At 42.5% G+C, this 23,253-nt stretch carries 20 protein-coding genes; 6 read left to right on the top strand and 14 right to left on the bottom strand.

The features are described from left to right. Nucleotides 1-82: 82 nt before the first annotated feature. The 3 genes from ACI4L0_RS09590 (at nt 83) to ACI4L0_RS09580 (ending at nt 4,302) form a co-directional block, all read left to right on the top strand. Nucleotides 83-991: a 1-acyl-sn-glycerol-3-phosphate acyltransferase gene (locus ACI4L0_RS09590; RefSeq protein ID WP_439799951.1), complete on the top strand. Its 909-nt coding sequence runs from the start codon at nt 83-85 to the stop codon at nt 989-991. Nucleotides 992-1,333: 342 nt separating this feature from the next. Continuing rightward, entirely contained in the window at nt 1,334-2,740 is a 1,407-nt protein-coding gene (locus ACI4L0_RS09585; protein ID WP_439799950.1) for a hypothetical protein, read from the top strand. Between the two features lie 20 nt (nt 2,741-2,760). Further along, a complete protein-coding gene (locus tag ACI4L0_RS09580) occupies nt 2,761-4,302 on the top strand; it encodes a peptide ABC transporter substrate-binding protein (RefSeq protein ID WP_439799949.1) in 1,542 nt (513 codons plus the stop codon). A gap of 11 nt (nt 4,303-4,313) precedes the next feature. On the opposite strand, the gene ACI4L0_RS09575 is transcribed toward ACI4L0_RS09580, so the two are convergent. The 6 genes from ACI4L0_RS09575 to ACI4L0_RS09550 all read right to left on the bottom strand — a co-directional run bounded on the left by ACI4L0_RS09575 (nt 4,314) and on the right by ACI4L0_RS09550 (nt 9,963). Next, the gene (locus ACI4L0_RS09575) at nt 4,314-5,426 is read right to left on the bottom strand and encodes a hypothetical protein (RefSeq protein WP_439799948.1); all 1,113 of its coding nucleotides are present in this window, start codon (nt 5,424-5,426) and stop codon (nt 4,314-4,316) included. Nucleotides 5,427-5,543: 117 nt separating this feature from the next. After that, on the bottom strand, nt 5,544-6,032 hold the full coding sequence (locus tag ACI4L0_RS09570; protein WP_439799947.1) for a hypothetical protein: 489 nt from the start codon (nt 6,030-6,032) through the stop codon (nt 5,544-5,546). 40 nt (nt 6,033-6,072) lie between these two features. Beyond that, nucleotides 6,073-6,882: a mechanosensitive ion channel family protein gene (locus ACI4L0_RS09565; protein ID WP_439799946.1), complete on the bottom strand. Its 810-nt coding sequence runs from the start codon at nt 6,880-6,882 to the stop codon at nt 6,073-6,075. 17 nt (nt 6,883-6,899) lie between these two features. Next, entirely contained in the window at nt 6,900-7,874 is a 975-nt protein-coding gene (locus ACI4L0_RS09560; RefSeq protein WP_439799945.1) for a P1 family peptidase, read from the bottom strand. After that, nucleotides 7,855-9,054 (bottom strand): bifunctional phosphopantothenoylcysteine decarboxylase/phosphopantothenate--cysteine ligase CoaBC, encoded by a 1,200-nt coding sequence (coaBC, locus tag ACI4L0_RS09555; RefSeq protein ID WP_439799944.1) that lies wholly within the window; start codon nt 9,052-9,054, stop codon nt 7,855-7,857. The genes ACI4L0_RS09560 and coaBC overlap by 20 nt, the downstream gene beginning before the upstream one ends. Before the next feature lie 3 nt (nt 9,055-9,057). After that, the gene (locus ACI4L0_RS09550; RefSeq protein ID WP_439799943.1) at nt 9,058-9,963 is read right to left on the bottom strand and encodes an AraC family transcriptional regulator; all 906 of its coding nucleotides are present in this window, start codon (nt 9,961-9,963) and stop codon (nt 9,058-9,060) included. Nucleotides 9,964-10,294: 331 nt separating this feature from the next. On the opposite strand from ACI4L0_RS09550, the gene ACI4L0_RS09545 reads away from it, so the two are divergent. Beyond that, the gene (locus ACI4L0_RS09545; protein ID WP_439799942.1) at nt 10,295-10,726 is read left to right on the top strand and encodes a hypothetical protein; all 432 of its coding nucleotides are present in this window, start codon (nt 10,295-10,297) and stop codon (nt 10,724-10,726) included. A 74-nt stretch (nt 10,727-10,800) separates the two neighbouring features. Then, a complete protein-coding gene (locus ACI4L0_RS09540) occupies nt 10,801-11,199 on the top strand; it encodes a hypothetical protein (protein ID WP_439799941.1) in 399 nt (132 codons plus the stop codon). A 78-nt stretch (nt 11,200-11,277) separates the two neighbouring features. Here ACI4L0_RS09540 and ACI4L0_RS09535 read toward each other — a convergent pair whose 3' ends face one another. The 7 genes from ACI4L0_RS09535 to ACI4L0_RS09505 form a co-directional block, all read right to left on the bottom strand. Then, nucleotides 11,278-12,633: an SLC13 family permease gene (locus ACI4L0_RS09535; RefSeq protein ID WP_439799940.1), complete on the bottom strand. Its 1,356-nt coding sequence runs from the start codon at nt 12,631-12,633 to the stop codon at nt 11,278-11,280. A 17-nt stretch (nt 12,634-12,650) separates the two neighbouring features. Further along, nucleotides 12,651-14,768, bottom strand: a complete 2,118-nt coding sequence (locus tag ACI4L0_RS09530) for an energy-coupling factor transporter ATPase (protein ID WP_439799939.1) — start codon at nt 14,766-14,768, stop codon at nt 12,651-12,653. A 2-nt stretch (nt 14,769-14,770) separates the two neighbouring features. Continuing rightward, entirely contained in the window at nt 14,771-15,448 is a 678-nt protein-coding gene (locus tag ACI4L0_RS09525) for a YfcE family phosphodiesterase (protein ID WP_439799938.1), read from the bottom strand. Between the two features lies 1 nt (nt 15,449). Beyond that, nucleotides 15,450-16,223, bottom strand: coding sequence for a hypothetical protein (locus ACI4L0_RS09520; RefSeq protein ID WP_439799937.1), 774 nt, complete (start codon nt 16,221-16,223; stop codon nt 15,450-15,452). Nucleotides 16,224-16,537: 314 nt separating this feature from the next. Then, nucleotides 16,538-17,401, bottom strand: coding sequence for a FecR family protein (locus ACI4L0_RS09515; protein ID WP_439799936.1), 864 nt, complete (start codon nt 17,399-17,401; stop codon nt 16,538-16,540). Nucleotides 17,402-17,514: 113 nt separating this feature from the next. Continuing rightward, nucleotides 17,515-18,705 (bottom strand): hypothetical protein, encoded by a 1,191-nt coding sequence (locus ACI4L0_RS09510; protein WP_439799935.1) that lies wholly within the window; start codon nt 18,703-18,705, stop codon nt 17,515-17,517. Nucleotides 18,706-18,768: 63 nt separating this feature from the next. After that, nucleotides 18,769-19,242, bottom strand: a complete 474-nt coding sequence (locus tag ACI4L0_RS09505; RefSeq protein WP_439799934.1) for a hypothetical protein — start codon at nt 19,240-19,242, stop codon at nt 18,769-18,771. Nucleotides 19,243-19,338: 96 nt separating this feature from the next. Between ACI4L0_RS09505 and ACI4L0_RS09500 the strand changes: the two genes are divergently transcribed. Next, nucleotides 19,339-22,185 (top strand): CHASE2 domain-containing protein, encoded by a 2,847-nt coding sequence (locus ACI4L0_RS09500; RefSeq protein WP_439799933.1) that lies wholly within the window; start codon nt 19,339-19,341, stop codon nt 22,183-22,185. Between the two features lie 191 nt (nt 22,186-22,376). Here the strand turns inward: ACI4L0_RS09500 and ACI4L0_RS09495 are convergent, their stop codons facing one another. Further along, entirely contained in the window at nt 22,377-23,237 is an 861-nt protein-coding gene (locus tag ACI4L0_RS09495) for a flagellin N-terminal helical domain-containing protein (RefSeq protein WP_439799932.1), read from the bottom strand. Nucleotides 23,238-23,253: the final 16 nt, after the last annotated feature.

Here is a 23,253-nt window from a genome sequence, read left to right as displayed (position 1 = left end):
CGGGCTCCCTGCCCGGGGGCCTTTTTTATTCCCTCCCTTTTTTCTGATTGGGAGTATATTCCTTGCCTATAGGAGTGTTCTTATGGAAAAGAAAACAATTCGTGATGCTTATGCAGATTTTTTTAAAACGCTTTCCTCTAATTCAGTTGCTGCTGCAAAAATAGATAGCACAAATGTTTATCAGCTTGCTAATCCAAAGAACAGAAAACTTATGGACAAGCTTGTTGAGGATAATCTTTTGCCGAAAAGTCATTTTGATGGTATAGAGAATTTTTTGAATTTCTATGAGCAGGTGAAAAATGGAAAAAGCGGTCTGATTTTAATGGAGCATTATTCAAATACAGATTTGCCGGCTTTTCTTTATATGCTTGATCACAGTGAAAATCCTGAGCTTGTTGATCTTTCGAAAAGAGTTGTTGCAATCGCAGGCATGAAGCTTAATGAGGAAAATCCGATTGTCCGTGCATTTGCAGAAAGTTTTACCAGGGTTGTAATTTATCCTACTCGAAGTCTTACAAAAAATGAGGAAAATGCTCAGTCTGAGGAAGAGGCAAAAGAAGAAGCTTTGAAAGCGCGGAAAATCAATTTAGCTGCAATGCGTGCAATGGACGACTGTAAAAAACGCGGTGAAGTCATTCTTGTTTTTCCTTCCGGGACTAGATACCGGCCCGGGCATCCTGAAACAAAACGCGGACTGAGAGAAATTGACAGTTATCTTCGCTTATTTGACATTGCCCTTTGTGTAAGCATAAACGGTTCTATTCTTGAGATTCAGGATGGAAAAGAGGATATGCTCAGTGATTTAATCGGGCCGGATGAACTTGTGTTTACTGCAAGCCCCGTCATTGAATGTAAAAAATTCCGCAAGGATTATCTTGAAACATTGCCGCCTGATGAACCTGATCCTAAGCAGCGAATGATAGATAAAATTATGGAAATTCTTGAAATTCAGCATGAAAAAGCCGAGGCACTGCGACTTTCTCATAATTGACTTCAAGAGAATTTTTATATATTTTCTTAAGTATTGTGTTTTTTTTCCGAAATTTAAAAAAAGTTTATTCATCGGAGGATTTGAAGTCCCGATGCTCTGCGTAGTAATAAAGGGTATGAAACCCGACTGAGGTACCTTATGAAACAAGACTCCCTTGTGTCAGGGGTGTTGATTATTTTATAGAGGCATCCGGAAAGTTTTAAGAAAAACTGGTTGATTTTTTCAGTTAATCAGCATTTTTCTGGGCGGCTCTAAAAATGCGGAGAAAGTTATATGGGTACAAAAGCTGCTTTTCATAAACAGTTCTTTGTTTCTTTTTGATAAAATTTTATGGAAAAAAATATGACAGTAAATGAAAATTTTAATCAGGAAATTATTTCAGCGGCGGATGAGCGTGAGCAGTGGTTTGATACTGTTGAACTGCCAAAGCTTCTGGAAAATTATCGCCTTCATTTTTCCTGCTTGAGAAATATTTTTGACAATCTTGTAAAAAGATCTCTTGTTGTTCCTGACCCATATAAAAGCGATAACCGCGTTACAGAAATTTCTTTGCCGGAAACAACTTCATTTGCTGACAATGAGCGTTCTATTGTTCTTGGAATACGCCTTAGCAAGTATGAAACAATGCTTGATTACATTTGCAATTTTATGAAATTTTCGGTTGCACAGCTTGATACTGGGAAGATAAAAAAAATGCTGGATTTGAACAACACATTTTCCTGGGCAAATCTGAGCGTGAATTCAACACGCCCAAATACGCGCGCGCTTGCAATTTCTATAAATGAACTTAAAAATGGACTTCAGCCAATTGTTCAGAGCCTTTTGAAAGATAGTATTTCTAAGAGCCAAACTGCAATGGATGAGATTGATAAAACTCTGAAAACTCTTGCTGACTTTCAGCGTGAACGCTATAAAATTGCGGTTAGAAAAAGTGTTTTTGGAAATCCTTCTTTTGACAGGGAAAAAGCTTTTGCTTCGTCCGGAGCTTTGATGGGGGAAATAAAGAGGCTTTTTTCTTCATGCATGGCTGGAAGAAATTTCAATAATGAGCTTGTTTCAGAAATTGTGGCAGAGGAAACTTCGCTGGAAAAAGAGAAGCTCCAGAAGGCATTGTACGAAAAAATAAAGGTGAATGAAATTCCTCAGGAAACTAAAGTCACTGTAGACACCCATGCAATTATAATGGATGCCCTGCGCACGCTGGCTTCGTCCGGGGAGCAGTTCAGTATAATTGCCGAAAAAATTAACATGAATCACAATTTGCTTCAGAGCGAAAGGAAGTCGCTTAAGGAAAGTATCCTGAGATTTTTGCGCGGCATATTTGGTCTGGAAGAGCCGCCTGTTTCCTACGAAATTTTTATTACCGACAAGCGCACGGAAACAAAAAAGAAGGAAATTATATCTTTTAATGAATTCTATACACACCTTTTGAAAAAGGCGAGGGTTTATGCTTCGTTCTCCAGCCTGAATTCACCGGGATATAAAAAGGCTGATGGGCAGAATGATTCGGCACTTCTTGAGTATCTGAATAAGCAGATGGTGGAAAATAATCATATTTTTGCCCAGCTTTACGGACTTGATGAATTCTTCAAAAATTCTTCAAAAACTTCTGACCGCTCAAAGATAAAAGGTTTGTCAATGGAATTGATGACAATAAAGAATATTGTTGTTAAATTTAATCAGAAGCGCGCGGAGTATCTTTCTTATGTTGAAGAGCAGGAGCAGATGAAGAAGCTGGGAATTTCCTGAGTTATGTGCCGAGGTTTAATTTGAAAAAATTTTTTGCAGTATTATTTTTGTCTTGTGTTGCTGCGGCTGTTTTTCCGCAGGAGATGCCTGAGCGTGAAGTTGTTATTTGCGCCCCGCTTCATGTTTATGACATGAATCCCCATACAGCTGCATTTACCGCCGAGGCTCAGCTTTTTACGGGACTTTACGAAGGGCTTTTTTCATACGATCCGGTGAATCTGGCTCCGCTGCCGGCGATTTGCTCTTCCTATAAAATTTCGCGTGATAGAAAGCGATGGACTTTTTTTCTGAGAAATGATGCAAAATTCAGTGATGGAACTTTGATAACTGCCCATGATGTAAAAAATTCCTGGCTTGCTCTGCTGGCAACTCCAAATGCGCCTTTTGCCTCGCTGTTGGATTGTATTTCAGGAGCATCGGATTTCAGGCAGGGAAATGCTACAGAGCAGGATGTAAGAATCGAAGCGAGGGATGATTTTACGCTTGTGGTTCATTTGAACGAGCCTACCGGGCATCTTCCAAATATTCTGTGCCATCATTCATTCAGTGTAATAAGCAAAAATCAAAATGCATACAGCGGCGCGTTTTTTCTAAAATCGGCTGATTCCAGTGAAATTGTCCTTGAAAAAAATGAATTTTACTGGGATTCGCAGAATGTAAAAATTCCGGCGGTGCGTTTTACTCTGAGCGATGATTACACTGAGAATTCCTATCGATTCAACAATGCTGAAATTGACTGGATTATGGGAAATGCGGATGCTTCAAAAATTATAGACAAATCAAAAATTTTGGTTGGAACTGAATTCGGCACGGTTTATCTTTTCTTTAAAATACAAAATAATATCTGGGCGAAAAAAGAATTCCGCGATGCGCTCCTTGAAGCAATTCCTTACGACAAGCTCCGCGCAAAATTCAACATAAAGGCCGAAACATTTATTTATCCTCTTCCGGGGTATCCTGAGATTTCTGGAATTTCGGATTATGACGAAAATGATGCTTTGAAACTTATGGAAGCTGCCCGCGCGGAAAATGGAATTTCCAAGGATGAAAGGCTGACTTTGCTTTTTGCGACAACAGGAGAAGGAATTCTTGCGGATTGCGCGCAGATTTTGAAGGAAGCCTGGGCGCCTCTCGGTGTTGACCTGAAAATTCAAACTACCACTTTTGAAAGATACAACGCTTCAATTCCAGCCTGGAACGCTGATTTGTTTCATTATTCATGGATTGGAGATTTTGCAGATCCTCTGGCTTTTCTGGAGCTGTTCCGCGGGGATTCTTCGTTAAATGTTTCAGGATTCAAAAATCAGGAATTTGATTCATTGCTGAAGGAAGCTTCTAAAATTGATTCTATTTCCGAGCGCTATAAGCTGATGGCAGCAGCAGAGCAGATACTTTTGAACGAAAGCGTTGTTATTCCTGTTTCGCATCCTGTGAGCGCGCATATTGTCAACACAGATGAAATCGGCGGCTGGAAAGTGAACGGGCTTGATATTCATCCATTGAAGTATCTGTATATAACGAAGCCGCCTTTTTCAAAAGTGCCGAATTTGGTGCGCTATTAGCCGGAGATTTTCTACAGTTTTTCTAAATCAACACTGATGAATCCGGCTCTTGCGGTTTTAAAAAAGCTGCTTTCTTCCCACGAAACATAAAGCGTGTCTTTAGAAATCGCCATTTCTCCATAGGAAAAATTCGGCGGAAGAAGCGGCAGCCTGAAAACTTTCAGCTGGTTGTCTGAAATTCTTTTTAAATAGACAGTTCCGTCCGAAAACACCGCTGCAATGTATTTTTTTCCAGATGAAAATCCTGCCCGTGCGCTTGAAAAATTATCAGATGAGCCTTTGTGGCTGTAGGTTACAGGGCTTGTGCCTTCGCTGTTTCGCCATGATACATAGAAGGAAAATTCGTCCGGAATAGAAAAGAGAAGTGATTTTAGTTCTTCAGGCGCATCGTTAAACAGCTTCGGCAAATTCATTTTTTTATATTCAGTTTCTGACATTGGATTGAATGAAAAAAATTCCCTGCCTAATGCCGGGCTTGCTTCTGTCAGCGGAACGAGCGGTTCCCAGAAAAAATATGAAAATTCATAGCCGTTTTTTATTGTTTTTTTTGCGGAACAGGCCCATGTTTTTCCGTTCCAAAAGTAGCCTGTTACCTGGTCATCATTCTTTAGATTCAAATTTGAATAGGAAACTATCGGATAAAAAATTCTGGAGTCTGGAGAAAATTCCACAAGAAATGGCCTTGATGTATGAACCGCAGGATTTTTATCTGGATTTGAATTGAAAAAACTGCTCCGGTAAAGGCAGAAAACAGGTTTTCCGTCGCTGAATACAAGAAAATCCGCGGTGTCCTCAGAAAAAATGGAATTATCCTGATAGAATGTGATGTTGTTTCCGCTGAAGCAAAGAAGTCCTGCGCGGTTGACAAGAGCATAGGCAGCATCCCCGTTGGCGCCGGAGCAGCCTGCGCTTGCAATTCTCACGGTTTCTGTCCATGGCTTTTCAAGAACAGTAGGAACATTCTGCGGCGCATCGATTGTTTTAAAGCCTGAATTGGTAAAATAATACCAGCTGTGAATTTTTGCCACAGGAAGATTCTGCGTTTCAGATTTTTTTCCGGCGCACGAAAAAAATAGCATAATCAAATTCAGCGCGGTTATAGTTTTAAATAAATTTTTTTTCATTTAGAATCCTTTTTACAGGAAAAACACAGGCAAACGCTGAAGTTTCGGGATTGTCACGAAAACTTCAGATTTCGAGGTTTCCTTATAAAATACATTCATGATATACCGAATTTTGTTTCATTCCAATAGCTTTAAATCAGTCTTTTTGAAATTGCCGGAAGAAATTTTTGTCATGATTCTTTCCTTGTCCAGTTTCCATGTATTTTCTTCAAACACACGACATTCTTCCATGAATCTGCTCCAGTTGAATTTTGAAAGATATTCGTTTTTACTGGAATCTGAATCGGCGGAAGATGCGGAAAGTGAAAGCAGAATTTCTGCCGCAAAGCCATCCTGGAATGTAAGTTCCATTGAGTATGGATAAATTGTGCCGCAGATTTTTTTCTCTGAGCATGAATAGGCTACCAGCGCAGTGGCTTCATTTTTGTTTACTTCAGCTGTAAAGCTGTTTCCGTTAACGGTGAATTCTGCGCACTCTGAGCTTCGGCTTGTTCTTACTTTCCATTCTCCGGAATACGGAAGGGTGAATTTTTCATCTTCGGTGTATGAAAAAAAATCGCAGGAAAAAAACAGAAAAAGCGGACATATAAATAAAAAAAACTTCATAATTATTATATATCCGCAGAAATAAAAAAAATGCGCTAAGTCAAAGAAATTTTATGTTTTCCTGCCTGAACCGCCGGACGATTTCCGTGTAAATAAAATTTTTCACTGAAATTATGTCGCAGTTTTTAAGCCATACGGAAAGTTTCAGTTTCAGCGAGCCTCCAAGGCTGTCATAAAAAATTTGCGGCGCCGGGCTTTTTAGAACAAGCGGACTGTCCTCTGCAATCTCCTTGATTTTCTGCATTGCGGAAGCCAGATCGGCTTCGTAGCTTACCTGGACTTCAAAAGTATACCGCGTTGTTTTATAAGTGCTGTGGTTTGTAAGAACGGAATTTATCATGCTGCTGTTTGGAATACGGACAAGCAGGTTGTCTTGTGTTCTTATCTTGACGCTTAAAAGTCCGGCTGATTCAACTGTTCCTGTGGTTCCGCTTACAGTAATCACGTCGCCGATTTTCATGGATTTTTCCCCAAGAACAAAAAGTCCGCTGATAAAGTTGCTCACGCTTGTCTGAGCTGCAAAGCCCACGGCAATTCCTGCAACACCGGCTGCGCCCCAGAGAGCTTTCAGGTTCACTCCGAACAGCCCCAGAATATACATTGCCATCAAGATGTAAAAAATATAGTTTGCCGTTTTGCTTGCGAGAACCGCTGTGTTTTTTTCAAGGTTCAGGTGCGTCTTTGTCTGAATTGTTTTTTTTATAAAACGGAAAAGCGCATAAAATACAACAACAGAAATAATGCTCGCCGAAATTCTCACGATGTTTTCAAGTGTCAGATATTTTAAAAATCCATCGGCATGAAGAATATCTTTTGTTTTTTCCACCGCCTGTGAAAGATTTTTTTCCATGAAAGCGATCTCCTTTTTCAGCTTTTAGCATTTCCTTTTATGAGATTCAGATATTCTGAATCCGACATTCTGGAGCTTTTGACTGCATCTGTAATTGCTTCTGACAAAGCTCTGCATGCCAGTGTTCCGGCTGCATTTATGTCAGATTTTACCTTGCCTGTTGTTATTGCATAAATTGTATCGCCGTCTGCTGTTGTTCCCACGGGATTAATGCTTCTTGCGAGCGCGCTTCTTGTCATTGCGGCGATTTTGCACATCTGCTGCTGGCTGAAGTCGGCGTTCATAATTACAGCGCCGATTGTTGTGTTTGCTCCTTCCTGAATTTTTTTCGGCAATGCGAAAATTCCTTCCTCTGAAGAAGCGAATTCTTTTCTGTCTGGAGTCAGTGCTCCTGCGATTTTTTTTCCAGACTGATAATCGAAAATATCACCAAGTGCATTTACAACTGCGACAGCTCCCACTTCAAGTTCGCCAAGTTTGAATGCGCTGTAGCCGATTCCAGCTTTCTGCGCGCGTTCCATTCCGAATATTTTTCCTACTGTTGCGCCTGTTCCGCCGCCGATTATGCCGGAAACAGGATTGTTTGTTTCGGAATTCACGCAGGCTTCGTAGCCCATTTTTATGTCCGGGCGAATTTTTGCGCTTCCAATCTGCAAGTCAAAAATGCATGACTGCGGAACTATGGGAACTACACCGCCTGCAATTTTATAGCCCATGCCTTTTTCCTCAAGATATTTCATGGCGCCGCTTGCTGCTTCAAGTCCGTATGCAGAGCCGCCTGAAAGAAGAAGGGCTGTAATTGACTGCTGGTATGCAAGCGGCGAAAACAAAAACGATTCCCTTGCGGCAGGGCCTCCTCCTGAAATATCTATTCCCGCTGTGTTTTGGCAGTCAAAGACCAAGGCTGTTACACCTGTCATCGCTTCATAGTTCTGGGCATTTCCAACCCGGAACCCTTTTAGACTTTTGAATTCAATTTTTTGCAGAGGCATTTTTTATTTCATCCAATATGCAGTGTGCGACATCTTCTTTTTCCATAAGAGGAAGCTCTTTTTGTGAATCACGGGAAATCAGCACAACCTGATTTGTATTTGTCCTGAAGCCTGCGCCTGGATTTTTAAGATTGTTTGCGACAATCAAGTCAAGGTGCTTTTTTAGAAGTTTCTGCCTTGAATTTTCGATGAGATTTTCTGTTTCCATTGAAAATCCGCAGAGAAACTGCTCCGGCCTTTTATTATTGCCAAGGTACAAAAGAATGTCATCGGTGGATTCAAGCTCAATGGAAAGAACGCTGCTGTTTTTCTTTATTTTGTTTTCGCTTGTGTTTTTTGGGCGAAAATCAGCAACAGCCGCCGCCTTTATAACAATATCCGCGGAAGGGAAATTTGTTTTTACGGCATTAAACATTTCTTCTGCGCTCACGGTTCTTATTGTTTTTACAAAGCGCGGCAGGGGAAGCTCCGTGGGGCCTGACACAAGTGTTACTTCTGCTCCGCGCGCCGCTGCGGCTTTTGCGATTGCATAGCCCATTTTTCCAGATGAATGGTTTGTGATAAAGCGTACGGGGTCTATTGCTTCCTGGGTTGGCCCGGCTGTAACAAGAATTCTTTTTCCTGCAAAATCCTTTTCAAATGCGATTTCATTTTCAATGAAGTCAAAGATTGCCTGCGGCTCTTCCATTTTGCCTTTTCCGATTGCTCCGCAGGCAAGATGACCTGTTACAGGCTCGAGAATTTTGAAGCCGTATTTTCTGCACTTTTCAAGATTCTCCTGTGTTATGGGATTTTCATACATTGCAGTATTCATTGCAGTGCAGATAATTTTAGGACATTTTGCGGCAAGAAAAACAGATGTCAGCATGTTGTCCGCCATTCCGTTTGCAACCTTGGAAATTGTGTTTGCGGTTGCCGGGCATATTAAAAATATGTCAGCCTTTTTTGCCAAGGAAACATGGTTTACATTGAATTCAAAATTTCTGTCGAATGTGTCTATAAGGCATTTGTGTCCGGTGAGAGTTTCAAAAGTAATTGGATTAATTATATTTTCAGCGTTTTTTGTCATCAGGACACGAACTTCCGCCCCGGCCTTTACAAGCATGCTCGCAAGTGTTGCCGCTTTATAGGCTGCAATGCTTCCTGTTACTCCGATTAAAACTGTTTTTTCTTTTAGCATTTTTTAGTTTTCCTTTTTATCTGGCTTCAGTTCCATGTTTTTATATTTCAGAGGAGTCATTCCTTTGTACCTATGGAAAATTTTTATAAAGTACGAAAAATCCTTGAAGCCGCATTTTTTTGCAATATCAGGGAGCTTTTCATTTGTTTCCCGCAAAAAGGAGCAGCTCCTGCTGATTCTGAACCAGTTCAAATATTCAACAGGAGATTTTCCAGTCATTTCCTTGAATACGCGGCAGAAATACTTGGGCGAAAATCCCGCTGCGGTTGAAAGCTGCTCGAGCGTTATATCGTTTCCGTAATTCTTCTTTATGAATTCAAGAACAATATCAAGTTTTTTATTTCTGAGCCGTTTCTGCACAGGAAGAATTTTTTTCTCTGTAAAAAAATGATGCTTTTTCAGCAGCCCAAAAAACAAAATCAGAGTCCCCGAGGAAATTATATCCCAGCTGTCCTTTTGCTCCCGGATTGTACTGAACAGGAATTCAACTATGTCAAAAATATCTTTCTGCTCTGCCGGAATGTGGTTTTGCAGCGAAATATTTTCCATTAGAATATCATTGATAAAAGAGTCCGGACTGAAACCGTGCTGGCGTAAAAGTTCAATATCGAAAACAGCTGACTCGTATTTGCTTGCTCCTTTTTCAGGCGCATCTCCATGGACGGTTTTTCCCGGAATAATGCAGCTGTCTCCTTTTTTTAAAGTTATTTCATGGTCGCCCACAAAAAGATTATAGCTTCCGGAAATAATATGAATCAGCTCGAATTCTGTGTGCCAGTGAAGCCATAAATCGTAATACGGATTTTCTGTGTTGCAGAAATTATACTGCAATGGAAACAGAGGAGTGCCTCGCTGTTGTTTTTCTTTTACTGGAATTTTTTCTTTCAAGTCAAAAGATACTTTTGTCATATTTTTCTGGATAAATTATATCATTTGACTTTGCCAAAAACAACTGTCAGCATGCAATTTTCAAAGTTATTTTTCCGAAAGGATATGCATATAAAAAGAGCTGTTTTTTTATTGACGTTCCGGGAATTCTCATGAAGAATTAAATAAGATGTTTATAATGAACAGTTAAATCAGATAAGAACTTAAACTCCTCCTTTATGCCGCTTCCATCACGGAAACCTTTGAGAGCAGCACTGCTTACAGACATAGCCTGATAAAACGAGCTGCAAAAATCACTGAAAATAAATTTTTAGAGGTTCCCATAAACTTTTTTACTGTCTATAATACCAAAATGCTGATTTATTTTATTGCCGCTGCGGCGTTTGCGTTCATAGTTTTTCTTTTGAATTTTTATATAAAACACTTTTCCTCGGGAATTGAAGATGCAAAAATGAAAGCCAAAAATGTGCGCCGTGAAAATGCGCAGAAAAAAGGGCTTCTGGTTTCCTGCCCCGTTTGCGGCTCGCTGCTTCTTCCGGGTGAAGATCTGGTCAGCCGGGTTTACAGACCGATGAATGTTCCTGATCAGCTTTGCACAATAAACGGATGTCCGCATTGCTACCCTTCAGTTGAGCCTGGTCTAAAAAGAACCTGTCCTGTCTGCCATAAAGAAATTCCGCTGGGCGATGGACATCTTGTTGCCCGGCTTTTTAACAAGGCTGAAGGAAAAAAGCACGTGATTGTAACAGGCTGCGGAAACTGCTGCCGCGGAAAAAATTCATAGTGTAAGAGAACGTTCCCTTAAACTTTTTTTATAAGATACCGATAATAAAACTGTGGAAATTTGAGGGTAGATGTATGTATTCAAATGGAATCAGCCTAAATGCGGCATCTTATAAAACATTTTTCTCTAATTCATCAGGCTCTTTGTGTGTTCCTGTAAAGCCGAGCGCAGTCATATATTCACACTTTGACTACGTGCACGGAACAGCGACACAGCACGGACAGCGCGGAGTTCCTATAAACCGCCTGAGCATTTTAAATACTCTTATTTCTCAGCTTGTTTCCATGAAGCAGAAGCCTGTTGTTTCAGAAAGCGAAGCTTCCGGTCTTTCCGAGGAGCAAAAGGAAGAGCTTATAAAAAGCTGTCAGCAGCAGATAAAAAACGCAATTTCCTCAAGCGCACAGGGACAGTCATTATATGGTTTTGCTGGTCTTATGCCGGAGGCAGGCGCTGTTGTATCTGTTTCGGCATAGATTTTTCTGAAAAGTTTTATGAAGAAATTCAAGGAAGCGCTGACCTGCCATTAAACGGTTTGCCAGTGCTTCCTTTTTTTATGCCCAGACAAGCCACAGGAACACAGAGGCTGCGGCAGTTGTGATGAGCGTGAACGGAACGCCTATTTTTATCCAGCCGGAAAATTTCATCGGATAGTTTTCTTTTTTCAAAATTCCCATGGCAACGATGTTTGCGCTTGCTCCGAACGGAGTTAAATTTCCGCCCAGACAGCTTCCCACAAGCAGTGCGAACATAAACAGCTCAGGGGCAGTTTCCATGCTTTCGGCCATTGCGCCTGTTACAGGAAGCATCGCGATTATGTATGGAACGTTGTCAACAAAGCCGCTTATTGCGATTGAAACAAGCAGAATGATAATAAAGCCCGCAAATTTGGAGCCGCCTGTAATGCTTACAAGCAGTGCTGCAAGATTCTTTAAAAGACCCGTTTCTTTTATTGCTCCGATTACAATAAAAATTCCAATCAAAAAGAAAATAGTTTCCCAGTCAAGTTCCTTTATGAGCTTTGAAATTTCAGCATCGCTTTTTTTCTGGGAAAATTTGAACCACAAAAGTCCTATGATGCCTATTGAAATAACCAGAGTTCCGCTCAGGTATTCAAAGCGTGAATTTATAAATGAAACCGCCGCAAGCCCCAGAATCATCATTAAAAGGCAGCAGAACGGAAACCATGATATAATCTTTTCGCTCTCAACAAGAATTTTCTCATTTTTGTTTTTTGCAAAAAAGAAATAAAAAAACGCGCAGCCTGCAATCATTCCAATCTGTATTATAAAAAATATAGACGGCTTTCCTGAATAGAAAAAGAAGTCGTTGAAACTGTAGCCGGCGTAGCTTGCAAAAATCATTGACGGCGGATCTCCCACCAAGGTCGCAGTTCCCTCAAGGTTGCTCATGACGGCAAGCCCCATCATAAAGAACGTTGGATTCATTTTCAGCTTTGAGCAGAGCGCAAGTCCGATTGGAGCCATCACAAGAACAGTCGCAACGTTTTCAACAAAAATTGAAATTATTCCTGTCATTGCAAGAATGGCGACCATTGCAAAGCATGTGTTGCGGCTCTTGTTTACAATGCTGTCTGCGATTTTTACAGGAACTTTTGAGTATATAAAAAGCGAAGCGATAATCATGCTGCCAAGGTAAATCATGATGACATTCCAGTTTATGATTTCAACAGCGGAATGGTAAAACGGGTATATTCTGGTTGGAAGCCAGCCTTCCAGCGCAACTATATCCTGCGGCAGCGGAAAAATCATGCCGGGAAAAATTGCAGCCAGAATTATTATTAAAACCGCCGCGCCTGATGAAAACATAACTTTTCTATTCTGAAACATAATTACAAGCGCATACATCAAAAATGCAATAAAAGCCACCAGCATTTTCATAGTAAACATATTATCTCCAAAAAAATTCATTTGAAATATCGTGCGGTAAGGGCATCTGCCAAACACCGGGCTTTCCGGATTGTCTGAAGAACAAGCGGAACAAAAACCGGTATGATTGCCTTTATTTTTTTTATTCCCCTTGCGCTTCCAAATGCTCCGCGGATAATCTGTGTTTTTATAATGCCCGAAAATTCATCTAAAAGCAATGGTATAAACCTGAAAACAATTCCTACAATAAGGACTGCGCATCGGACAGGAAAATGAATCAGCTTCAATGGTTTCAGAATATCTGAAATTCCGTCCATCGCCTGCCTCTCGTCCATGATAAAGAAGAAAGTTCCGATTGCTGAAACGGCGCAGAGTGAATGTATAAACGAGCCTGCGAATAGAAAAAGCTTTGTCCTTGTGACAGTAATTGCATGCCATGAAAAAAGCACAGTGTCGCCTTCGTAGACAGGAAAGAGGATAATTCCCAGCAGAGAAAACAATATTATCCACGGAAGAAGCTTAGCCGCTATTCTGAAAGTGTTTTTAAGCGGACATTTTGAAAGGAGCGCATAGCCTATGTTTACAAGTATCATTCCAGCGCAGACAGGAAATGGAAGCAGAATTGAACTGAAAAACAGAATTGCAAACAAAGCTGTCTTTTTTCCGGCGGAAAGTCTTGTTACAGGGGATTCAGGAATTTTCCCCGGCGCTGAAAAAACTGATGCGGCTTTTGAGAGTTTTTCAAGGAGCGCGGAATTTTCAAGCGGCTTCATTTCTGGCAGGCTGCTTTCCTCGGATGCATTAGTTATTTTGCTTTTGGAAGAAAGATTTTCCCATTGTATCTGGACATCGGCGGCCTCTGCTTCCTGAAGGCGGTGGGTGCTGAACAAAACTGTTTTTCCGCTTTCTGCCAGTGTTCTAAAAGAGGCAAGCAGTTTTTTCCTTGAAAGCGGATCAAGTCCTGCTGTCGGCTCATCAAAAATCAGAATGTCGCTGTCGAGCGCAATAAGTCCTGCAACGGAAAGCTTGCGTTTTTCTCCGCCGCTCAGAGAGTGCACGGGAGCGTTTCCAAAATCGCGGTAGTCCAGTCCTGCTAGCTCCATGGAATTTTTTACGCGCTCCAGCAGTTTTTTTCCGCTGATATTTCTGTTTTTTGGCCCGAAGGCAACATCATCGGCGGCATAAGGTTCAAACAGCGCGGCTTCGCTTTCCTGTAGCCCGAGCACAGGCCGTGACATGGCATATATTTTTCCGCCCTGAAATTTTTTAAGCCCTGCCAGGCATTCAAAAAGCGTGGATTTTCCGCAGCCGCTTGGACCGGTAAGAGCTGTCAGTGTTCCCTTTTTCAGCTCAAAAGAAATGTCTTGGAACACTGTGCGCTCTCCGTATGAAAAAGACAGCCGGTCTGCCTTTAGAACTGTTTCTGCGGATGTATTTTTTTTCACAGAGGAATCTTTAAATGATGTGTATTCTGCGCTTTCGCCGAAAATTTTTTCAAAGGAAGTTCTGCTTTCCTTGAATTGCCGCGGAGTTCCGTCAAATGCTATCTGCCCCCTGTCCATCACCAGAATTCTTTGAGCGCAAAGTGCTTCGTCCAAATCGTGGGTTACGGTTATAACAGTGTGTCCCTTGCAGTTCCAGGCATTTACGAATTCTATAAGCTGGCTTTTTGAATCCGGGTCAAGCATGGCGGTGGCTTCGTCTAAAATCAGAAGGTCAGGGAAAAGCGCAAGAATTCCGCTGAACGCAAGCCGCTGTGTCTGTCCGAGTGACAGTTCGCAGGTTCTGTCCATTGCCCTGTCTGCAAGCGAAACAACCGAAAGACATTCTATTGTCCGAAGCTCAATCTCTGCTTCCGTCATGTTCAGATTCTGCGGTCCAAAGGCTGTGTCCCGCTCAACAATTCCGGCTACCACCTGTTCCTTTGGCTGCTGAAAAACTATTCCGGGCAGCATTTCCTTTTCCCTGAGAATTTTGCCTGACGAAGGCTCAAAAAATCCTGCTATGAGCCTTGCCAGTGTGCTTTTTCCCGAGCCGTTGAGTCCGAGGACTGCGATATAGTCGCCCTTGTTTACAGAAAAGCAAATGTCTTCAAGCGCAGCTTTGCCGGAAAGGGGATAGGAATAGCAGACATTTTTCAGTTCAAGCAGCGGCATTTTTATAAAGTCCTCTCAGGAAAAAAAGGCTTGCAGCCAGCCGCTGAAATTTCATAGAAAATGCATGCAGGCTCGCTGTTTTTTTTCAGCTCCAGGACTGCACAAGACGGTCTTTGTCCTGCGCGCGGTTTATAGCAGCTTCCTGGATTCACGGTGAAAATTCCTTCACGCTGTTTTCCGCAGGCAATGTGTGTATGTCCGTAAAGCGCAATGGTGCAGTTGTTTTCCTTTGCTGCGTAAGTAATTCCCGCTGTTCCAAGATACAGAGAATTTTTGTGTCCGTGTGTAAAGAAAATTCTCTGTCCGCAGGTTTCAAGCACATTGAAAACCGGAATTTTCAGCTCAACATAGTACGGATTGTCGGAAAGGACATTTCTTACAGGATACAAATCCGCATCATTGTTTCCTTCCGCAACGCCGATTACAGGCGGAATAATCGCTTGTATTTCCGGCTGTTCAACCGCATCCGACACAAGGTGCGCGATATCGCAAATTCCATCGCCGCAGAAAACAAGGGCATCGCTTACAGCCCCGAACTGCCTTAAAGCAAAAAGCAGGCTCTGGTACGAACCGTGCGAGTCTGAAACAACGAGCAGTTTGGCAGCTTCTTTTTTTTTCAGTTTTTGTATTTCTTCCTGGCTTCCAATAATCAGAGATTCGTCTTGCAAAAGTGTATTCAATTTATTCCGCCGAATTTAAAATTATAAAGTGGTTCCGTGACTGAATTCCGGTTTCGCTGTCAACATAGCGTGCGATTTTCCTTTTTGCCGCGATTGACTGGACATGAAAATACAGCTCGCTGTCCAGTGGAAGAGAAAAAGGCAAAAGCGAGGCGTATTCAACCGCGGACATGAAAAGCTCCAGCGCATCTTTCCATTCGCCCTGAACTGAAGCATCCCCGAACTGTATTCCCTCGTTGAATTCATAGTCAATCACAAAGTTGCAGGTGAATTCCTGTCCCAGAACATCATCCTGCGGAAAAAGTGAAAAAACATTGAAAGGCAAATTTCCGTTCCAGTCTTCCTTTATTTTTGCAAGCGGAATGTGCGTGTTTTCCGGCGCGCCAAGAAGCACAACCCCGCGCACCCTGTTTTTTTCAAGTATATCCCGCAGAGTTGAAATTCTGCCATGCAGGTCATCTGGAAAAATCACAGGAAGAATCAGTCCGCCGTTTTCAGCCAGCCCGAATTTTTTTTCCAGGGAATTAAGCGCGTTTTCTGTAAATTCAGGAATATTGAATCCGTAGCCAAAAAACACGCACACAACGCCTTCTTCATTTGTCCACAGGGATTTTCGCTGGACATTTTGAGAAGTTTCGCGCGGCTGAATTTCAATGATATAATCCGAGTTGGTTTTTGCAGCAGTGCGTGTTTTTTCCTTGCAGCCTGTAAAAAAAAGCGCAAGGGCAAGCAGAAGTATTGTTCCTGCATATACGGTTTTCTTTTTTAATTTCATCTTAAAAATTCCAGATGCTGCTCCATGGAAAATCCATCAGGAGCATTAAGTGTTTTATTAGCTTTGAATTGCTTTTGCGTATTTTTTTTACAGCTGTTTCCGGATGTCCGGATATGCTTTGCAGAAGCCTTTCTGAATTGACTCTAATTCCTTCTGATATAATATATAATGCAGATGGAAAATTTTAGCAAGTTGCTTTAAGGTTGCCTTGAAAAACTGAAATTTCGCGGCTTTTGCACTTTAAAAAATAAACATCCCCGCAGACAAGCGGGGATGTTTTTGTGTGAAATCAGAAACTTAGCATTTCCAAAAAATCAGTCCCCCCATGAAATTGCAATAGCAATGGAGCCTGGTGTATTTCCTGCACCTGTTTTTGCACCTGGAATAGGAGCTGCGCTTGCTATTGTATTTATTGAGTTCATTCCCATTGAATCACTGGCGAATCTGTTTGTGTCCGCACTGTTGCTCTTTTCGTTATAGGGGCTTGTAGGCGCAAAGGAAGTTGGATCGGACTGGCTGGTTTGTCCTGCGAAAACAGGCACTCCGCCTTTATCTCCTACTTCTGAAGAGGCTGTAAAGGTTGTTGATTTTTCCTTTACGATGTCTGCTTCTGTCCCTGCTGTCTCTGATTCTGATTCCGCTATGTCATTTTCCTGCAAGCCAGATGACTCTTCTTTTTTCTGGGAAACTTCAGCGGATGAAGCTTCCGGGGCTCCGAAACTTACAAGACCCTCGGTAACAGAAAGGCGGCCGGAAGATGTTATTTTGAATTCAGTTCCTCTTACAGAAGCCGTTGCAACAGCAGAGCGGACTTTAAAGCCTACTTTTCTTCCCTCTGACGGTGAAACGCTTGCCTTGAGAGAGCCAGAGTCTATGTAAATTTTGGTAGAATCCTTGTTTTCCATTGCAGTCATGTCTTCTATTGTAATTCTTGTCAGAGGTCCCAGTGTAAAGTTTGTTCCCTTTACAGAAATAACAGCCTCTGATTTGAATCCAGTTGAAACAACCGCTCCCTTGTCTTCTATGATGTCGCCGTTTTTAACCGCGACCCACATTCCGCCTTCAAAAATTTCGACTTTGCCGGAAGTAGAAACAAATTTTGCTTCCAGTGCGCTTGCCGAAAAAACAGAAAGCGCTGCAAATACCATCACAAAAGTTAACTTCAAGCATGATTTCATAAAAACCTCCCGTAATACAAATAAAAATATTTGACTCGTTGCGCAAGCCTTATTAACAATAAAGCTGCATTTTTTTATGGAAACCCCAAAAAACTTTAGTTTTTTGAGATTGCCTAGAATGAAATAACAGCATTAACTACAGCCTGAGTTCTGCTGGAATATTTTTCGTCTCCCTCAAAATGGGTTAATGAAAATGACAATTTGAGGTCGGAATACAGCTTATACTGTGCGTTTCCAAATACTTGCATTCCGTAGTATTCAAAGTCGCTTTCATTGTCACGAAACAAAACATCTCCGCCCAATCCAAGACAAAGCTTTTCAACAGGGAATATTGAGCCTGAAAGTCCTGCTTTTGCAATTCCAGAATAAGCTGGCTCGTCGTTTGAAAAACAGGCCGTTGTTTTTGTTATGCCGACAAATGGAACAAGGCTGCCTGAGTCCCCTGAAGCGTAAGAGGCCGAAAACATAAGCGAAGATGACTTGAATTCCGGGAACAACGCAAGCTCGGCTTTTCCAAGTAGTGCGAAGTCAGAAAAATCAGTTGTGTAGGCTGTGCCGCTTAATGAATAAAACAAGTTTGACGAAAGAGCTCCGTCAATCTTTAAAGTTCCATAGAAGCGGTTGTCGTCATCATCCGGAGAGTCAGCCGGCCCTTCGGTGTTCCACGCGCCAAAACCTTCAATCGAAATAGTCTGGTTGAAAATAAGATACGGTGCATTTATACACATTCCGCCGATGATATACGGAGCGCAAAAATCATAAAAATCATTTTCGTCATCAGGCTCATAAACAAAACCGTCGCTTCCCAGAATGGAAATATTCCTTTCGTTCAAAAGCCCTGTATATCCTCCAAAGGCATTGACAGCGAAAAACGGCGAGGAAAATTTTATTGAAGCCCCGTCAAGCGACTGCACAAGAACAAGGCCTGTCAAATCCGCAAAGAATGTCCGCCCTGCATTCAGGTACAATTTTCCGTCACCGCAGTTTATAACAGAAGAAAGAACAAAGCGGTTTAAGTCTGCTGTGAATTCGCTTTCGCTGTCAGAGTTGTCGCCGAAAATTTTATCATAAGTATGACTGATACTGGCTTCCATTAAAAGAGAAGTAAAGCCGCTGCTGTTTAATGGAATCTTTGCAACTGTGGAAAAAGCATTGCTTTGTTCCAGCACAGGCTCGTCATATTCCTTGCCGTTGAATTTCAGGTCGCTGTTGTTTCCTAGAAAAAAACTGATTTCCGATGAAAAAGCCCCGGCGGAAACAACCGCTGCAAAAAGAAAAATCAGTCCCGTTTTCTTAAGATTCATATTTTTTACCTTCCTGGAGTTTTATAAAAATGCTGACTAAGCTTTGGAGCAATCAGCATCCCCTTAGAATTCCTTCAATTCGTAGATGTCAACGCAGTCTGTGATTATATTCAAAAATTCCCTTCCTGTGGGAATTCTTTTCGGGTCAAACGAAGCCGGAATTATTTTGCAGGCGCGAAGCTGCTTGAATGCATAGCGCGGAGAGTGGAACACCTTCATCATCAAGCTTTCCGGAATGTCCCAGGTAAAAGCGCAAAGCCAGGCGAGGTGCTCAAAATCAATCGGGTCATCTGCGGAAATCTCTGTGCCCAGTCCTGCAATGCCCGGCCGAACTTCCTTCTGCTTCCATGCTTCAAGAGCTTCCTGCTCAGTCGCATTGTCTGAAATCCATCCCAGCGCAGATGCTGTAAAATAGGCAGCGGTTCCATAAGATACTTTTTCCATGTACACGGTTTTTTCCATCATTTGCGAAGACTGTGAAAATATTGCTGCAACAGAAAAAAATGCAAGCAGAAAAAATGAAGTGAAAAATTTCATATAATCCTCTCAATCTGACTTTTTTTAAGCCTGTAGAATACATTTAATAAATGTTTCAATTTACAAGAAATTATACTGTATGATATAGTTTTTGTCATGGTTATCAAAAATAAATTCAAAGAATTTTTAAAGGAAAAGTCCGAAATTCTTGTTGTAGTGTTTCTTGCTGCTTTGGTTGCGCTTACTTTGCAGACCGGGCTTTTTCAGAAAATTGATTACAGGCTTTATGATTCAATGCTGAAAATCAAAAAGGGAATAGAGGCGGATTCGGACATTGTCATTGTGGATATTGATGACGAGTCTTTGGGACGAATCGGTTCATGGCCGTGGACACGCGATATTCTTGGCAATACGCTTATCCGCATGAAGGAATTCGGCTCCAAGCAGGCGGTATTTGATATTGAGTATATTTCGCCGTCCTCGAAGGGTGTAAACGAAAACCTGGGCAACACAATAAACAAGGCTTTCATTGAAGGCGAATCCGCTATTTCAGATTCAATTTCAGGGTTTGCCAGGGAAATTGAAAGCGGCGCGGTCAATGCAGAAAATGTGCAGTCGTACAAGAGCAGCCTTGTTTCAGATGAAATAGACGGAATTCTTTACGAAATGCAAAAGGATATCACATCGGACTTTGAGCTTGATTATGATGATTACTTTGCCCGCTGCGTTCAGTTTTTTGGAAACACTTCCCTGACTGCCAACATGCGCCATATTTCACGCAGAGAAGATGAGTACGGCGACAGCTACGCAAAAGACCGGTTCCTTTTTTCAAATGTCACGGACAACAAGAATCTCGTTCAGAAAGGAAATATCCTATGCGCAGGAGATGGAGGAAACCGCAAGCTTGGATTCACGCCGGCGCTGCATAAAATTCTTTCCCGTGCGCAGGGCATCGGCTTTACAAATGTCATCGTGGACAGGGACGGAATCAGGCGCAGGATTGAGCTTTTGAGTTTTCTGGACGGAAAATATGTCGGGCAGCTTTCCTTTGCGCCGCTTGTAAAGCTTCTTGATATACAGTCAATCGAAAGGAGCAGCAATGCGGTTGTTCTTCACGGCCTGAAATATCCTGAAAGCGAAACTCGGTTTGACATTTCAATTCCGGTGGATAAAAACGGCTGCATGATGATAAACTGGCTGCATGAAGGCTACGAGGAAAGTTTCCGCCATGTTCCGGCATATCTTCTTTACAACCTTGACCTTGCCGAAAAGCTGGTAATTGAAAAACTCGCTGAAACAAAAAGAGCGGATCTGTCGCTGCTTTCCGAAGAGGATGCTGAATATATTTTGAATTCGGAATACTTTGAGGGCGAATACGAAACTCTTTCTGAAAAAAAGAAGGCGCTTTTGTTCAAGTGCCGCGGCTTTGACAAAGATGGAAACGCAATAAGGGGCGGACTTTCCGAGCAGGATTACGACGAGTATTTTTCTGCCCGCGCGGAATTTTTTGCGACGCTCAAGGAATTCACGGATTCGTTTGCGCTTGTTCCGGGCGCGGAGCAGATTTCCGCTGTCATGGATCTTAAGGAAAGCGTGGAGCTTTATCTGAGGGATTTTGAAATTCTGAAGGGAAGCATGGAAGGCGCCTTCTGTATTATCGGAAACTCCGCAACTTCCAGCACTGATTTGGGTGTAACTCCTTTTTCGCGCCAGTACGCAAACCTGGGACTTCACGCCAATGTCATAAATACAATTCTTCAGGGAAAATTCATACGCGAGGAAAATCCATACTGCGGACTTTTGTTCTGCTTTGTTTTCATCTTGCTCACTATGCGGATTACCCTGAACCTGACAACGGGAAAAAAGAACCTTGCGAGATTCCTGTACGTTGTTGTTCCGGCTGGAATGTTTTATGTTCTCATGATTCAGTTCAATGTTTATGTTCCGTTCACGGCTTCATTTTTGTTCTGCTTCTTGAATTACTTTATGGGAATCATAATAAATTTCCATGCGATAAATTCAGACAAGAAATTCCTCCAGTCTACATTCAGCGCGTATGTAGCTCCTGCGGTCGTTGACGAGATTATCAAGAATCCTGAAAACGCAAAGCTCGGCGGAAACAGCCGGAATATCACGGCTCTTTTTTCAGATGTAAAAACTTTCTCCGGATTTACAGAGGCCATCAACAATGAAGAAGGGGAGAGCAGGGGAGCGGAGCGGCTTGTTTCCATTCTGAACGGCTACCTGGGCGACTTGAGCGATGCGATAATGGACTGCCACGGAACAATCGACAAGTACGTGGGAGACGAGATTGTTTCATTCTTCGGCGCGCCTGTTGACGATGAGGAAAATGCATTCCACGCCTGTCTTGCCGGAATCAGAATGCTTCAGGCTGAAGCCCGCTACAATGAGGAAAACCGGGAGCTTCTTCCGATAAATCCGTCTACAGGAGAGCCGTTCTACCTGAATTCCCGTGTGGGAATAAACACAGGAAACATGGTTGTCGGAAACATGGGAACCAAAAAGAAGCTCAACTACACGATTATGGGCAACAACGTGAACCTTGCTTCGCGCCTTGAAGGAACAAACAAAGTCTACAATTCATGGATTATGTGCTCGGACAGCACCTGGACAGAAGCCGACAAGGGCAAGAACGCGGGGCTTTTGGTTGCCCGTAAATTCGACTTTGTAAGGGTTGTGAACATAGAGCACCCTGTTCAGATTCACTGTATTCTCGGGCTGAAAAATGAAATGCCTGAAAAGCAGATAGAGGCCGCCGGAATTTTCAACGAGGGAATAGAATGGTATCTGAGGGGAAGGGATTTTCCTGACGAAAAGAAAGACCCCGAGGATTTTAAAAAGGCCTACCAGCTGTTCAAGACCGCCAAGGAATGTTTTCCGCAGGATATGTCATCTGATGTGTTCATGAAGCGTTGCAGCTATTTCTTGAAGTACGGTTCCGGAGAAAAATGGGACGGCGTCTTCACAATGAAGGAAAAATAAAAATCGCGCTGCTCTGGAAGAATATTGTTTTTTTCGGGGCGGCCTGTTTCCCGGCTGAAAAAATACATTCTGTATGAACATCGCCGCACACTGTTTCCATAGACAACGTTGGGCTTGAAGAAATTGAATAAAGCCCGGACAAAAAAAAGCTCCCCGTTCGGGGAGCTTTCTGCATTTTAGAGTTACATTCTCTACTGGAGCAGAGAAAGAACCTGCTGTGAGCTCTGGTTTGCCTGAGCAAGCATTGCAGTTCCAGCCTGAGAAAGAACCTGGTTCTTTGTGAAGTCAACCATTTCCTTTGCCATGTCTGTGTCGCGGATGCGGCTCTCAGATGCCTGGAGGTTTTCTGCGCCGATGTCAAGACCAACAACTGTCTTTTCAAGGCGGTTCTGGTATGCACCGAGGTCAGCGCGCTGCTTGTTGATCTTTTTGATAGCTTCGTCCAAAGTTCCGATTGCGCGGTTTGCTTCATCCGGGCTTTCAAGAGTCATGATTTCCTCTGTGCCTACTGCGCGGAGTCCAAGAGCAGCTGCGCTCATTGTTCCGATGTATACCTGTGTGCGCTGATCCATGTTTGCACCGATGTGGAGCCACATAGAAGCTGTAACGCTGTTTTCACCTGTCGGGCGAGCAAAGCGTCCTGTGAGCATGTTCATGCCGTTGAACTGTGCGCATGAAGCGATGCGGTCAACTTCAGCGATGAGTGAAGAAACTTCAACCTGAATCTGCATGCGGTCTTCGTCTGTGTAGATTCCGTTTGAAGACTGAACAGCAAGCTCGCGGATGCGCTGAATGATATCCTCTGTTTCCTGGAGGTATCCTTCTGTTGTCTGGATGAACGAAATTCCGTTCTTTGCGTTTGTAGATGCCTGGTTCAGACCGCGGATCTGTGATCTCATTTTTTCTGAAACAGCAAGTCCTGAAGCATCATCACCGGCGCGGTTGATTTTCATTCCAGAAGAAAGTTTTTCCATATTCTTCTGGTTGTTCAAGTCCGTCAAGCCCTGTGAACGCTGTGCAAACATTGCACTCATGTTGTGATTGATAACCATAATTTATCTCCTATGA

It is taken from the genome of Treponema sp. (assembly GCF_051883275.1).
Lineage (GTDB): Bacteria > Spirochaetota > Spirochaetia > Treponematales > Treponemataceae > Treponema_D.
This window is presented reverse-complemented; position numbering and strand designations above follow the sequence as displayed.

Bases quoted from the DNA above. Each gene is read 5' to 3' on its own strand.
- ACI4L0_RS09590 (WP_439799951.1), top strand. From the start codon at position 83: ATGGAAAAGAAAACAATTCGTGATGCTTATGCAGATTTTTTTAAAACG.
- ACI4L0_RS09585 (WP_439799950.1), top strand. From the start codon at position 1,334: ATGACAGTAAATGAAAATTTTAATCAGGAAATTATTTCAGCGGCGGAT.
- ACI4L0_RS09575 (WP_439799948.1), bottom strand. From the start codon at position 5,426: ATGAAAAAAAATTTATTTAAAACTATAACCGCGCTGAATTTGATTATG.
- ACI4L0_RS09570 (WP_439799947.1), bottom strand. From the start codon at position 6,032: ATGAAGTTTTTTTTATTTATATGTCCGCTTTTTCTGTTTTTTTCCTGC.
- ACI4L0_RS09565 (WP_439799946.1), bottom strand. From the start codon at position 6,882: ATGGAAAAAAATCTTTCACAGGCGGTGGAAAAAACAAAAGATATTCTT.
- ACI4L0_RS09560 (WP_439799945.1), bottom strand. From the start codon at position 7,874: ATGCCTCTGCAAAAAATTGAATTCAAAAGTCTAAAAGGGTTCCGGGTT.
- coaBC (WP_439799944.1), bottom strand. From the start codon at position 9,054: ATGCTAAAAGAAAAAACAGTTTTAATCGGAGTAACAGGAAGCATTGCA.
- ACI4L0_RS09550 (WP_439799943.1), bottom strand. From the start codon at position 9,963: ATGACAAAAGTATCTTTTGACTTGAAAGAAAAAATTCCAGTAAAAGAA.
- ACI4L0_RS09545 (WP_439799942.1), top strand. From the start codon at position 10,295: ATGCTGATTTATTTTATTGCCGCTGCGGCGTTTGCGTTCATAGTTTTT.
- ACI4L0_RS09540 (WP_439799941.1), top strand. From the start codon at position 10,801: ATGTATTCAAATGGAATCAGCCTAAATGCGGCATCTTATAAAACATTT.
- ACI4L0_RS09535 (WP_439799940.1), bottom strand. From the start codon at position 12,633: ATGTTTACTATGAAAATGCTGGTGGCTTTTATTGCATTTTTGATGTAT.
- ACI4L0_RS09530 (WP_439799939.1), bottom strand. From the start codon at position 14,768: ATGCCGCTGCTTGAACTGAAAAATGTCTGCTATTCCTATCCCCTTTCC.
- ACI4L0_RS09520 (WP_439799937.1), bottom strand. From the start codon at position 16,223: ATGAAATTAAAAAAGAAAACCGTATATGCAGGAACAATACTTCTGCTT.
- ACI4L0_RS09515 (WP_439799936.1), bottom strand. From the start codon at position 17,401: ATGAAATCATGCTTGAAGTTAACTTTTGTGATGGTATTTGCAGCGCTT.
- ACI4L0_RS09510 (WP_439799935.1), bottom strand. From the start codon at position 18,705: ATGAATCTTAAGAAAACGGGACTGATTTTTCTTTTTGCAGCGGTTGTT.
- ACI4L0_RS09505 (WP_439799934.1), bottom strand. From the start codon at position 19,242: ATGAAATTTTTCACTTCATTTTTTCTGCTTGCATTTTTTTCTGTTGCA.
- ACI4L0_RS09500 (WP_439799933.1), top strand. From the start codon at position 19,339: ATGGTTATCAAAAATAAATTCAAAGAATTTTTAAAGGAAAAGTCCGAA.
- ACI4L0_RS09495 (WP_439799932.1), bottom strand. From the start codon at position 23,237: ATGGTTATCAATCACAACATGAGTGCAATGTTTGCACAGCGTTCACAG.